The following is a 13,552-nucleotide window of genomic DNA, read 5'->3' as shown; positions in this document are numbered from 1 at the left end:
GGCAAAGAGGAACGAAGATGAAGATTATCGATCTACGCTGCGCCGTTATCGGCAAGCATCCCATCGTCCGAATTGTCACCGATGAAGGCCTCTACGGTCTGGGTGAAGTCGAATTTACGAAGTCATATCTCAAGCCATGGGTCCTGCATTTTCGCGATGCGCTCATCGGCGAGGATCCGACAGATGTTGAACGCGTGATGCTAAAGATTCGCCAGCGTGGTTCCTTCAAGCCTTATGGTGCCGCCGTCAGCGCAATCGAGCACGCGCTTTGGGACATCGCTGGCAAGGCCTGTGGAATGCCGGTCTACAAACTGCTTGGGGGCAAGGTCAGAGATAAGGTTCGGGTCTATAATGGCTCGATCCGCCAGAAGCGTTCGGGCGACAGGCCGGAAGATTACGCGGCCGATGTCAAATGGATGATGGAGCAGCCACAGAATTTCTTCATGATCAAGCAAGGAATATCCTTCCACTCAAACATGAAGGACACAATCGAGGATTTCCATTTTGGTGTGACGCAAAAAAAAGCGGGCTACCACGGCGCGATGGATCAAGGTGTTATCAGCGAGCGCGGCTTCAATCACATGCTCGACTGCGTCATCGCGATGAAGGAGGTTCTTGGCGACAAGGTCAGTCTCGCGCTCGATTGTGGGCCGGGATGGATGTTGCCGGACGCCATCAAGTTCGCGCGCGCGGTCGAAAAGTACAATCTGATGTGGCTCGAGGACATGCTGACCGGTGATTATGTGCCGTGGGTTAACCCTCAGGCCTACAGGGAACTCACTACCTCAACCTCGACGCCCATCCATACCGGCGAGCAGATTTATCTACGCCATAACTTCAAGGAGCTTATTGAAACCCAAGCCGTGCGCGTGATCGGACCGGATCCCGCTGACATCGGGGGTATCGCGGAACTAAAATGGGTTGCTGAACACGCCTATATGCATTCCATCCTAATGGCGCCGCACGGCACCGCGAACGGTCTGCTTGGCCTTGGCGCCCTGATCAATGTCTGCGCGACGCTGCCCGCGAACTACGTGGCCTTTGAATACCCCTCGGCTTCGGACCCTTGGTGGGAGGATCTGGTTGTTGGGTTGCCTGACCAAATCGTCAAGGACAGCATGATTGATGTGCTCGAAGCACCGGGTCTTGGCGTCGACATCAACCCGGAAGCGGCCAAGAAATATCTTACGGAAGAAGACACCGGTTTCTTCGATTAGGCTCTTCGAGGAGGCCGCGCGAAAATTCCTGTCGAGGAACGCGGCTCGTTGTCGCCGCGATCACTTTTCCGTTTGCGCGCTAGCTGCCGTCGCGTAGCGTTCGCCATGGGGCGTTATCGTTTTAAATACTGCGCCGATCTTATCCATCTCTCCCTGAGAGAACTCAATTGCCGCTGCGGCGATGTTTTCCTCAAGGCGGTGGATCTTCGTGGTGCCCGGGATTGGAACGATCCACGGCTTACGAGCGAGAAGCCATGCAATCGAAATCTGGGCGGCGGTCGCGTTTTTCTCTCTCGCCACGGATTGAATGACGTCAATAATCGGCTGGTTCGCGGCGCGGTTTTCGGGCGCAAGATAAGGGTTTGTCTTTCGTTGATCGTTTTCGGCCTCGAAACTTGTATTCTCTCCCATCGTTCCTGTCAGAAAGCCACGACCGAGCGGGCTATAAGAAACAAAGCCGATGCCAAGCTCTTCAACGGTTGAAAGAACGCTAGCCTCCGGCTGTCGCCACCAAAGCGAATATTCGCTTTGCAGCGCCGCGACCGGCTGTACGGCGTGCGCAAGGCGGATGGAGTGATCATCCGCTTCCGAAAGACCAAAATGCAATACCTTGCCTTCATCAATTAGGTCGCGCACGGCGCCAGCGACTTCAGGCATTGGTACAGCTGGGTCAACGCGATGCTGGTAAAGAATGTCGATCCTGTCTGTCTTCAACCTAAGCAGCGCGGCCTCGACCATTCGGCGGATGCTTTGAGGGCGACTGTCGAGGCCCGTATTCGGACGGCCGTCCCTAAACCCGAACTTGGTCGCGATCACAACACTGTCACGAATAGGCGCGAGAGCCTCTCCCACGATCGCTTCGTTCGTGAACGGCCCATAAATCTCCGCGGTGTCGAAAAGTGTTACGCCGCGGTCGAATGCGGCTCTCAGTAACACGACCGCGTCCTCGGTACTTAAGGCCGGTCCGCGATGGTGATTTAGCCCCATGCAGCCAAAGCCGATCGCTGAGACTTCTGGACCGGAAATGCCGAGTTTGCGTTTCTGCAACATTGTTCCCACTAACCCCGAACAGACTTCGACTTATCCAACCGGCGTCCTCGAGGCACCCTTTTTCTCTGATCACCCCAGAAAGGATGTAGTTCGCGAGCTAGAAATGGCAATCACTGAATGCTTGCGCTTATAGAGTTGTCAATCATGCGGTCCATAAAGTCATTCATCGGTTCCCCGAAGATGTCTTCGGGCCCCTGTTTCATTCCGCAGAAGGACGTTACAGGTAATGATCAAGCCGGCGAAGGCGCGGTTAAGCGGAGCTAAAAGATCGCGGCCAAGAACATTGGCCAACGTTTGACAAGCACGGGCCATAAGCTTGTCGGTGACACGCCACGAACATGATGGCTGTCGCTCCAATCGAAAGCGCGAGGAAGTTTATAATGTGACGTCCTGGGGACGGCATTCCACCTTCGGCGACGATCACGACGGAAGCGCATCGGAATTCGGCGAACGAACCTGCCGGCATTGGCGATAAGTGCGCAGAGACCTCATAGGGAAGGGGACTGTCCGCCATGGCGCTCGGTAGGCCGCATGGACGGCGGGCAGCAACTCCACGCCCTTGGCGGCATCGGAGACTGCCGCGTCTCCAACCGACGCCCGATCGCGAGGATACGGGAAGACCGCGATGTCCAAGGCTCCCTTTTCTTTCCAACGGCATGAAACGGGCAGGCCGATTAAGCCAATGTACGATCGACACCAGTCGTCTGGGCAGGGTATCTGGCCGTGCAATGTTTTGCGAGAGAACAACTGGACCTGAACGCGGCGGTTTAGTTTGAGCAAAGTATCCGGCGACACGGATGACGGAAAACGGACGGCCGCGCGTGGCGATCCTGATCGTCAAGGACGACTATCTGACCGCTCAAAATTCAAAAATGATCTGATAGATGCCGGTTTCACGGTCCTGCCGCGAATGTTTTGGGCGCGGTAGCGATCTTTGAGGGCGGACAACCCGACGCGGCGATACTCGACGTCATTCTCGGCACACCGCTCAAGCCCCGGTTATCATCATGCTGTGTCAGCTCCCAGATCTCGTCGCCATCCCTCGCAAGCTGCTACCCGCCAGTGACGGATAGCGATAGCGCACGGTCATGCCGAAACCGCGGTCTTGGGGTCACAGGTTGTGATGCACGCACGACCTCTTCCTAGCAGATGCCGCGACAACGATCGCTGACGACCTTGGCCGGATCTCAAGAGAGTTAATGCCGCTGAAGGCGAAAGGCCCTCTGAGCAAATCACGCGAGGTGCTTCCGCTGGTCGAGACTGAGCCCGCATTTTGAGGCCATCATTATCGAACCAGATCACATAAGCGGGGAACAACTACGATCAAGCTAGGTTAGGCAAAGGCAGCAACCCTAAGGAGCCGATCATGGTCTACAAACTTATCGCCGTTTCTATTCTCTCGCTTGGTCTCGCAACCTCGGCACTCGCGCAATCGTCCGGCGGTTCGGGCAGCGGTAGCGGTGGGTCGGCTGGCGGATCCTCGGCTGGGTCCGGCACAAACGGCGGGACCAACTCTGGAACCGGGGGAGGAGCGAATGGAAGCGGCTCCAACACTGGGACCAACAACGGAACAAACGGCGGAAATTCGACTGCCAGCGATGGACAGTCGAACAGCGGCAACACCAACAATACTGACTGCGGCGCTGGATCTGTGAACCGCGGATCCGGCACGGCGGGTAGCTCGTCGACAGCCACCGATGGCGCTGGAACTTCCACTGCAGGCAGTCAGGTCCCGACCAACTGCCAGTGACGATAACGGTTGCAGGTGGCCCCGCTAGTCGGGGTCTCTTGCTTCGAGGGCTCTTCGCCCTCAAGCGCTGCGACCTCTAGCAGACCATGCTGGAAAAATGACAGCAGTGATACAACTGGCGAGCGGCTCGCAAAGGCCGACGGTGACATCAGCGTTCTTTCAAAGCTGGCCTTAGTTCACAAGGAGCGATCTCGACCCTCGTTTTTGTGATCGTTTCTGTCTTCCCGTTCGACGGTCGTGTCGGGAACGACAACAACACCGTGGGAAGAGCGCTTCGGCCGATAAGCGCTAAATTGTTCTGAAGACCTGCAATCCCGGGCTGTCCAGGACGGGTTGGTGATATCAGGCTCGAAAGCACCATCCCGTCACGGACAGACCACTAACCACGCGCTCATGATCGTTAATCAGATCCAGCTTTAAAGCCGCCTTTGATACGGTCTCAAGCGTCGTCGATGTGTCCCATGTTTTCAGTGAACTCGCGTTCTTTGGCGGTGCGCACGTCGGCGGACATCTTTTCGGTTTGGTATGGTCCGAGCGATCCGGTGGCGCCGTCGTTGTTCCATTCTACCCAATGACCCTTGTCATCGGATCGAACGACTACGGATAGTGACTGCTTCTTTTCAGACATGTATAGGTCCCCTACTCTCGCTACCATAACTGGAATGGTGGCCGTGCGGCAAGGTGCAATATCATTCGATCGGTTTGTGTGATGATCGCTGAAGTGCATCTTGGGACGCCATATCACTGCGACTCGCGATGGAATCGAATTCAGCGAGTTTGATCTCTCGCCTCATCGCGAGCGAGCCGTGCTTCACGAAGCCGTTGGGTCTTTGCCTGTCGCGCCTGTTCTTCGGTCTGAACTTCCTCGACCGCTTGGCCGTGTGCGAAGAAACGGGATTGGACACGGTCGAATGCGGCTTCGGCCTGCTGCCTGGATTTGCTCTGGGTCATGAAACCTCCTTGGGTTTCGGGTCTACGAAGCCAAAAGGCCGAACAACATTGCCCGGCCCTTCAAACGCGCTCTCCCATTGCCAGTACATCCGTGGTCAATGGGACCGCACGATCGATTATGCAGCTTGCAGGTTGCAGGCGGACATCTTGCCCGACTTGGCGTCGCGCTCGAGATCGTAGCCGATCTTCTGGCCCTCGATGATTTCGCGCATTCCCGCACGCTCGACAGCAGAGATATGGACGAACGCATCAGCGCCGCCGTTGTCCGGCTGAATGAAGCCGAAGCCCTTTGTGGAATTGAACCATTTTACTGTGCCCGTGGTCATACTGAACCCTTCAAAGCATAAAGTGAGGGACCGCGAATCGACGCTTCGCGGACGGTGATACGACTATTTTTGAAAGAGAAGGTTCGAATAGAGCGCGGTGCCAATGGCGCGGTAGACAAAGCTCGGCAAGCAAAAGTTCGATAAACCAATAATAGAGACTTTGAACTGAAAGTCAACCGATAGTTTTCTGGTCGTTGGCACACGCTTCTAAGCCTTGCCGGATTTGGCTGATTTCGAGATATACCCAGACTTGGAAAGCGTGCCCAGGGTTTTGCTGACCTTTCTGCGAACCTGCGCGTTGAAGGATGTCAGAGCAATCCTGTCCTTGGAAATCGCCGATCCTTGTTTTCGAGCGAACATTGATGAACGCGCGGCCATCGATACCGCAAGACCTTTTGTCTGTCTCCTGCTTGGCGTACCCCTACCACTTCGGCGTTCCGTAAAGTCACTGGCGAGGCGCGTCGGCCGAAGCGATACGCGCGACGGAGGCAGCAAAATCGATCAGAAGAAGCGGTGCATGTCAGGACTGGTCGCCTTTGGAACATCCCGTCGTTTGGCGCGTTCAGAGCGCATAAATCTACAGGGGTTATCATGGATACCAATCTCGCCATCGCAGCTTTTGCCGTTATAGCCTCGTTCTTGTTCATGGTGTGGGGTGTTGGTCGGAACTACTGACAGGTATAAGATATTCTACGATCTTTGCTGGTGCGAGGAGGTCAAACGTTTAAGCTATGTGTCCAATGTGGATGATAGGCCGAATGCTACTTTGACCCTATCGCTTTCATCCGTTCGCGGCGATTGACTGGTTCGCTTCGATTTGCTGGGAGAAGCGAGTTTACTATCGCGTCGGACGTCAAGCTGGACCTGTCCCATGCGGATCGCGCGCTACGGAGACCACGCCAAGGTTGCACTTGTGGCAAGGTGGTTATCGTCGCAGCTATGACCGACTGCCGGACGCAGTCGCACCAGGCGATATATCGAGGCCGTCTTCGATAGCCAGGTGATAGGCGGTCTCTAGCTTCCAAACGGCAATTCTTTCCAGGTCCGAAACTCGATTGCTAGGTCCGTTGCTTCAGGCGCCTGCAGAACAACGCGGCCGATCCGCTTGAGCTGTAGCTCGAAGTCCTCCCCGGCGGCGACTGAAACGGACGCCTATGAATGCGGCGCTTGGCCCCTTATTTTGCATTTCTATTGCGGGTGAGCGCTGCGACCGGGCTTGCCAAGGCAAGGGTGGACAAGCGCGTCCCGAGGGTGGGGCCAAAGCAGCGGCCATGCTTCGGTCTGGAGAGAGCCACGGAACGAACCAGTCATAAGGGGAGAGGCGAAATGACTGAATGGGAAGCAGCGCTTGAGACGGAGTTGGAGGAACTCGTTGCGGATGGGTTTACGCTCACGGCGTGAAGCAGGAGGAAGTCCTAAAGGAGTGATGGCGCCTTAGCGCGGCGCTAGAACGTAACCCTTATCTCGCGCACAAGGCGAAAGCTTCGTTCCGAAACCCGCCAATCACTGGCCGACATCACGCGATCAAGGGCGATATGGCATTGGATCAATCAACTGAGCCTAGTCGGCCTACATTTCAAGCGCAGAAAACCAAGACAGCATCGAGGGACTTCTTCACCGGTCAAATTAATCCTCTCCTGATGGCCAAAGCTACAAGCTGCGTGTTATTGCAAAGGTCATACCGGCCTCTCAATTCCTCTAAAGTCTTACGCACGGTATTGTATTTCAAGTTCTCGACATCGGCCACATCTTGCACCGTCTTGCCATGTTCCAGCCAGCGAGTGAAGATCTTCTCCTTGGGCGTGAGGTGGAAAGGTTCCGCCACCGATGGGGTCACTTGCAGCGCCTCAATGCGAGCGTGGATCTGCGCGACAACGGATGCCGCCATCACGGCATCGATCTTTTCATCGATAGCCACCTTCGGTTTGCTGGAAGCCATAGTTAGCACGGCTGTTCCGCGGTTGGGCAGAGCAACCGGAACGGTGATCCCTGATCGAATGTTGAATGTCGCGGCTTGGGCAAAGAAACCCGTTTCTGCCTTGGACATCGATCTCGTTTCCGTATCCGCTGACCATGAGAATGCACGCCGCAGCTGCTTTGCTTTCTGAATGACAGGGTCGAGCGTTTTGAGATTGTTTTTAAAGTAAAAATCCTGCCAATCGGGATGGTAGTTGGAAATCGCAAAGGTGTGACCGAAACGGAGATCGATATAAGCATATCCAGAGAATTGGAAGCGTGCGGCAAAGTCGGAGAGCGCCGATTGAAGTGTGTGTTGATCATGGGCTATGGCCGTTTCATCAAGTAATGCGTCGAGCCAATCATTCATTGTGATCTCCTCGTGTTGATCGCGACGGCGCGAGATCTGCGTGCAGTATATATAAAGATTCTATTTTGGCGAGCATTCGTCGCGGGCTCTTTGAGAGCGGGGTGAGCTCGACAACGATTGTATTGCCGTCACGTTGGGCGGGCCCACGGGTCTCAGCTCATTCGGTGGACAACAGAACTTCAAAGGCACGAGCGTCGATCGGCAGTATCGCGAGCGAGGGGCTCTCAGTATGGGAGCGGAAAGCCCGGCGCCGGCCTAATTGAACGCGTGCTCCCTCGATGGGTCCGGTTCGCCTCAAGGCCGAAGATGACGCTGATATAACCGATTTGGCCAGTCACATGGAAAGTAATGCGAAAATCACATATGGTTCTTGTGTACAGTATCGTACAGTCGATCACCCGCCTTGCCTTCCGCGTCTTGTCAATTATATGACGGCGTATTCTCGCTAGGGCCGATTAATGCACACCTCATACCCGCCTGTGGTCCTTATTGTCGAAGACGAGCCGTTCATCTTGCTCGATGTCGCTGAATCCATTTCACAAGCCGGTTTCAAGGTCATTGAGGCGGTCACTGCGGATCGAGCACTGCAAATAATTGAACAGGGTCAAAAAGTAGACGCGATCTTTACCGACATAAATATGCCTGGCGACATCGACGGCTTGGGGTTGGCTTCCGTCGTCAGTGTTCGGTGGCCAGAGATCGGTCTGGTAATCACCTCCGGCAAAGTCAGAGACGTCACTGGTCTACCTGCCGGTACGATCTTTTTGGAGAAGCCGTACTTGCCAGAAAGTGTCGTCTCCGCCATTCATGACACCATTCGCATCTTGTGATCACGTAATGCAGGTGCGGGTATTTTGTGTCGCCAACTGGAATCTGAACGATGTCTTCCTCTTCTGGAATAAGTAAGTCCCGCACTGGCATCGAGGGATTCGATGAACTCACGCTCGGCGGTCTACCGACCGGGAGACCGACGCTCGTCTGCGGGACCGCCGGCTGCGGAAAGACACTTTTCGCCTCCACCTTCCTCCTGAAAGGCGCTCGCGACTTCGACGAACCTGGAGTCTTTGTCACATTCGAGGAGCGCCCCTCTGATATCATCAGCAACGTCGCGTCGCTGGGCTTTGAGGTAGATAGACTGATCGAGGAAGGCAAGGTCTACATCGAACATATTTCAATCGATCCATCGGAGTTAGAGGAGATTGGGGATTACGATCTCGAGGGGCTCTTCCTTCGATTGGAGCTGGCCATTGATCAGGTCGGGGCGAAGCGCATCGTGCTTGACACGATCGAAAGCCTGTTCTCCGCCTTTACCAATCCAGCCATTCTGCGCGCTGAAATCCGCCGGCTTTTTGATTGGTTGAAGGACAAGGGGCTCACCACCATTATCACTGGGGAGCGCGGCGATGGAAGCCTCACGCGCCAGGGCTTGGAGGAATATGTCTCTGATTGCGTAATTCTGCTCGACCATCGCGTGCACAACCAGATTTCTACGCGACGACTGCGGATCGTCAAATACCGCGGTACCGCCCATGGAACGAATGAAGTTCCCTTTCTTATCGACGAAGATGGCTTCAGCGTCCTTCCGGTCAGCAGCCTTAACTTGAATCACAAGGTCTCCAACGAGCGCGTCTCTTCAGGTGTCGTAGACCTGGACGCGATGTTGACGGGGGGTGGCTTCCATCGTGGAAGCAGCATCTTACTAAGCGGCGTGGCCGGCTCGGGCAAAAGCACGCTTGCTGCCAGTTTCGCAGCGGCAGCGTGCGTCCGCGGTGAAAAAGCGCTATACTTTTCTTTTGAGGAATCTCGTGATCAAACCGTTCGAAACATGCTTTCAGTGGGAACTGATCTTCAACCACACATAGATAGTGGACTTCTTCGACACGTCGCGACCCGTCCAACGTTTTACAGTTTGGAAATGCACCTCGCCGTGATGTTGAGGGAAATCGGGCGGTTTGATCCGACGATCGTCGTTCTCGATCCGATATCTGCGTTTACCGGAAGCGGCGAGCGTCTTGAAATCCAGTCCATGCTGTTGCGCATGGTCGATTTCCTTAAATCGCGCGGCGTCACGGCCGTCTTCACCCATCTCATGCACTCTCAGGTTGGTACAGATGAAACGGACGCCGGTCTCTCGTCGCTGATGGACTCGTGGATTTGGCTTCTGAACAGGGAGGTTGGCGGCGAATTCAATCGGGAGCTGTACCTGCTAAAGGCCCGTGGCACTGCGCACTCCAACCAAGTCCGGGAGTTTGTTATGTCCGGATCGGGCATCTCCCTGCTCGAACCGTATATTGGAGACGGTAAGGCGTTGACGGGGTCGGCGCGGAAAGCGGAAGAAGCACGTCTGAGACGCGTCGAGACTGAACGGAAAGAAGAGCTGTTCCGCCGGAAGCAGGAATTGGAAAGCAGGCGCGATCGGGCGCTGGCCCAGATCGAAGCACTGCAGGCCGAGATCGCGGCAGATGGTGCTGAGCTCGAGCGAGCTGCAAAGGCTGAAAACCAATACCTCAGGCAGGCCGTTGCCGATGAACTTGAGATGAAAACGAGCCGCCGTAGTCAAAGTTAAGGAAAGCAGGCATGGAAAATCCCGAAGGTGAAGGTGGCGCGCCTAAAAAGCTCACCCTCTATGTAGCCGGCGAAACGCCGAAATCCCTTGCGGCGATCCGCAACTTGGAGAGAATATGCACCGAAGAGCTACCGGGGCGATATGTTGTTGAAGTCGTTGATCTGAAGAAGCAGCCGCATCTGGCGCGCGAGCATAACATTGTAGCCATTCCAACGCTTGTTCGAGAACTACCCACCCCGATCCGAAAGGTCATCGGCGATCTGTCAAACACCGAAAAAGTGCTCATCAATCTGCAGGTTAGCGGAGCCGAATGACCCCACTCAGTGACAGAATTTCTCGCGCAGAGCTGCTCCAACGCCTCGAGGAAGCTGAGGAGATTATAAGGGCGATCCGCGAGGGCGAAGTTGACGCACTTGTTGTGCAAAAGGGGCGGGCCAATGTCGAAGAGGTCTTCACTCTCGGCGGCGACGACTCCTATCGCTCCTTTATGGAAGCGATGGATATTGGCGCGGCGGCTTTCGATCTTGGAGGGAACCTTCTTTATCATAATGGTGCGCTATCGCAGCTGCTACATATTCCCGAAGGGGTTGCAGGAGAAGCTGTCCTCGAGCTGCTTGATGGCGACAGCCGTGCAACGCTCTCTGATCTCCTTGTCGATGCTCGTGAAAAGAGATCATCGCGAGACATTCGAATTCCGCGCGACGGAAGCTACCGCATTCTGCTGCTGAAAGCTGACAAGCTTTTGCTCGGTGTTTCTGATGCAATTGCGGTCACCTTCGATGACATTACTGATCGCATACATGACGAGCGCGCTCACGAAGCAGAGCGAATGGCGATGGCGGTTCTCTCCTCTGCGGCGGAAGCCGTTATCGTAACCGACATGCAAGGGCTCGTTTCCCACGCAAATGCTGCCGCGCTGGCATTGTGCCGGCGCGATCCAGTAGGTGCGAAGTTCAGTACTGTCTTCGAACTCGAGTTCAAAGCTACGACAGGGCTGATGCAAAGCGATGATTTCATATCGCTCGCGCTCTCTGGTCATTCGGTCCAGGGGATCGAGGCCTCCGCTTTGAACGAGCGCAACTCGCAGCCGCTGCTCGTCAGTGCTGCACCATTGCGAGTTGCCGAAAATGAAACGAAAGGCGCGGTGGTGACCCTGATCGACCTTTCGCGTCACAAAGAAGCCGAACGGCAACAGCTCCTCCTGATGCGCGAGCTAGATCACCGTGTGAAGAACACACTTGCGCTAGTCGTCTCGATCTCAAACCGCACCGCGTCGACGGAAGACACAGTCGACGGATTCAGACGCGCATTTGCCGGTCGTATCCAAGCTCTCGCGGCGACACACAATGTGCTCGCGGAGCGCTCTTGGATATCGATCCGCCTGAGCGACTTGATCGCAGCCGAGTTAAAACCCTTTGTTGAAAACTTTCGGACGCGGTTCGCCATTAATGGTGGCGACCTCGACATTCTTCCAAGAGCGGCTGTTCCGTTAGGGCTGATCATCCACGAACTGGCCACAAACGCTGCAAAATATGGTGCCCTGTCGAACGACGCCGGAATGGTGACCGTCGAACTTGAGCCGGATCAGGAGACTGGATCGCGCGTCATCAACTGGATTGAGAGCGGTGGTCCCAAGGTGGCGGAACCAACACGAAAAGGGTTTGGCAGCACAGTAATCGGAAGAAGCTTGAACTATTCCGTCCATGGTGGGGCAGAGACCATGTTTAATGAGAGCGGACTAACATGCCGTATCCGGGTTCCCAGCGAGGATGTGGTAGCTCCCGATTGAGTTGAAAATGCTCACCCATCCTGCCGGCGCGTACGCCAACCTCCCAAGTAACGGCAATACCCGATTAACCGATCTCAAGAGTAACGGGGGCGGCGGGCACAGGTGACGCCTCGCTGACGCACACGACAGCGCTCATTGGCTCACGGGGAACATCCTATTGCCGCGCTAGCCAGCTTTGCACGACCTTCGGTGGTGTCGATTTGGGCCGATACCCACAAGAGGCGTTTGCACCGGAGCCACACGTCGATAGGCGCAATACCAGTACTTTTCCGACAAACTGCTTTAGTGGATCGAAAGGAGCTGCGTTCAAAATGGCGGCACGAAAATCTCTTTCGAACGCTTTCCGAGCGGAAGCAGGTGACCCTCTCACGATAACGACGGGTCCGCGCACCACAGTGCCACGGTCATCGATCACAAAGTAGCCTACACCGTCAACCGCTGCCGATCGCGTGTCCTCGCTCACCAATAAGTCGAGTTCGGCTGCGACAAGTGAGAAAGGCGCTACCTGATTGGCCGGCTGAGCGCGCGCACCCACGCCCGTCAGGAATAAAGCCGTGGCGCAGGTCGCCGCCTGCAAGAACGTCCGAGCTATTAGCCGCTTATTCGATCGTTGACACATTTCAGGTCCATTTTTCCCGCCAGCGAGTTTTAGCGGACACCAAGAGCTCTGCAATCAATGATCGCTGTCATGGCATCGAGCACCTCTGATTCCATCGGTTCGCGTGGTATTTTGGCAACCGAACACGGTGGTCCTTGAAATTCCTGCTACCGTCGAGATCGACTTGCTTGAAGAGCTATCAAGGCACCGAATGCCCCGGGGTCGGAGGCGTAAGCCGCGGCTCGGCATCGTCGGTCACAGTCTCTACCGCTGAGCAATTTTCCAACAATTTTCAAACCATCTAGCGCGCCGAACGTTGTGGTGGGCGTCGACGTGTCGAAGCATTCATATCAAAAGTCCGGATCGCATGAGAGAGATTGCGCATGTCCAAATTGACCGAGATGTCCAGCAATAACCGGGATGCGTTCGACACGAGTTCCGTTGCAGCCGTCGACGCGACGCGACTGCTGGTTATCGAAATCCACTCGGCCTTTACGTTAGTCCAGCTCCGGGTGATTTCGATCATAATGAGCTCGGTCGACGCTGGTTCGGTGGGCCACACTCAAGCGGTGGCTGGTATCCACGATGTATCTTCCGCGATGTCCAAACTAAGCCACGACGCGATCGAAGCGGTAAGAGTGTTCCGCGAACTTGCCCTGACAGCAAAGAAAACTTATGCGTCTGGTAGCAAAACCTGAAACACCGTTTCGCCTGATCGACGGCACCAAGGCCGCCCAATAGCGTTGTGAAGACTGGGCCGCTGGGATGAGGTAGGCGAACCGAACGCAAGCTGAAGCCTTCGAAATGCCTTCCTAATGCTTCGCTAGGATATGTTCCCCGACGCGAAGGGCGCCGTCATGCATCGAACACCGCGCAAATCATGTCCCTGACGGGAGTTTGCGAACCAAATCCGATAGCGACCCGGAGATGCGTTCACTTGGGATCGATGGTCCGGCCTGTACGCCAAGTCGGAGGCAGG

Annotated in this window: 11 protein-coding genes; 6 read left to right on the top strand and 5 right to left on the bottom strand. The window is 55.5% G+C overall.

The window, feature by feature from the left end; translation table 11 throughout:
* Positions 1 to 17 precede the first annotated feature (17 nt).
* On the top strand, positions 18 to 1,217 hold the full coding sequence (locus D460_RS0115600) for a mandelate racemase/muconate lactonizing enzyme family protein (protein ID WP_018899502.1): 1,200 nt from the start codon (positions 18 to 20) through the stop codon (positions 1,215 to 1,217).
* A 60-nt stretch (positions 1,218 to 1,277) separates the two neighbouring features.
* Here D460_RS0115600 and D460_RS0115595 read toward each other — a convergent pair whose 3' ends face one another.
* The 5 genes from D460_RS0115595 to traR form a co-directional block, all read right to left on the bottom strand.
* Positions 1,278 to 2,264, bottom strand: a complete 987-nt coding sequence (locus tag D460_RS0115595; protein ID WP_026283196.1) for an aldo/keto reductase — start codon at positions 2,262 to 2,264, stop codon at positions 1,278 to 1,280.
* Positions 2,265 to 4,456: 2,192 nt separating this feature from the next.
* Entirely contained in the window at positions 4,457 to 4,645 is a 189-nt protein-coding gene (locus D460_RS0115580) for a hypothetical protein (protein WP_155947758.1), read from the bottom strand.
* Positions 4,646 to 4,785: 140 nt separating this feature from the next.
* Positions 4,786 to 4,968, bottom strand: a complete 183-nt coding sequence (locus tag D460_RS33160; protein ID WP_018899498.1) for a hypothetical protein — start codon at positions 4,966 to 4,968, stop codon at positions 4,786 to 4,788.
* Positions 4,969 to 5,084: 116 nt separating this feature from the next.
* Positions 5,085 to 5,294 carry a cold-shock protein gene (locus D460_RS0115570; RefSeq protein WP_018899497.1) on the bottom strand — a complete coding sequence of 70 codons (210 nt, stop codon included), beginning with the start codon at positions 5,292 to 5,294 and terminating at the stop codon, positions 5,085 to 5,087.
* A gap of 1,621 nt (positions 5,295 to 6,915) precedes the next feature.
* Positions 6,916 to 7,620, bottom strand: coding sequence for a transcriptional regulator TraR (gene traR, locus D460_RS0115560; protein WP_018899495.1), 705 nt, complete (start codon positions 7,618 to 7,620; stop codon positions 6,916 to 6,918).
* Between the two features lie 458 nt (positions 7,621 to 8,078).
* Here traR and D460_RS0115555 point away from each other — a divergent pair, with 458 nt between their 5' ends.
* The 5 genes from D460_RS0115555 (at position 8,079) to D460_RS0115535 (ending at position 13,271) form a co-directional block, all read left to right on the top strand.
* Positions 8,079 to 8,450: a response regulator gene (locus D460_RS0115555; protein ID WP_018899494.1), complete on the top strand. Its 372-nt coding sequence runs from the start codon at positions 8,079 to 8,081 to the stop codon at positions 8,448 to 8,450.
* 50 nt (positions 8,451 to 8,500) lie between these two features.
* Complete coding sequence (kaiC, locus tag D460_RS0115550; RefSeq protein ID WP_018899493.1) at positions 8,501 to 10,186, top strand: circadian clock protein KaiC; 1,686 nt, start codon at positions 8,501 to 8,503, stop codon at positions 10,184 to 10,186.
* An 11-nt stretch (positions 10,187 to 10,197) separates the two neighbouring features.
* Entirely contained in the window at positions 10,198 to 10,500 is a 303-nt protein-coding gene (locus D460_RS0115545) for a circadian clock KaiB family protein (RefSeq protein WP_018899492.1), read from the top strand.
* A complete protein-coding gene (locus D460_RS0115540) occupies positions 10,497 to 11,975 on the top strand; it encodes a sensor histidine kinase (RefSeq protein WP_018899491.1) in 1,479 nt (492 codons plus the stop codon). The genes D460_RS0115545 and D460_RS0115540 overlap by 4 nt, the downstream gene beginning before the upstream one ends.
* Positions 11,976 to 12,956: 981 nt before the next feature.
* Positions 12,957 to 13,271, top strand: a complete 315-nt coding sequence (locus tag D460_RS0115535; protein WP_018899490.1) for a hypothetical protein — start codon at positions 12,957 to 12,959, stop codon at positions 13,269 to 13,271.
* The last annotated feature ends 281 nt before the right edge of the window (positions 13,272 to 13,552 follow it).

The organism is Rhizobium sp. 2MFCol3.1, from assembly GCF_000377565.1.
Taxonomy (GTDB): Bacteria; Pseudomonadota; Alphaproteobacteria; order Rhizobiales; family Rhizobiaceae; genus Rhizobium.
Note: the sequence above shows the minus strand (reverse complement) of the source record. Positions and strands in the feature narration are given on the sequence as shown.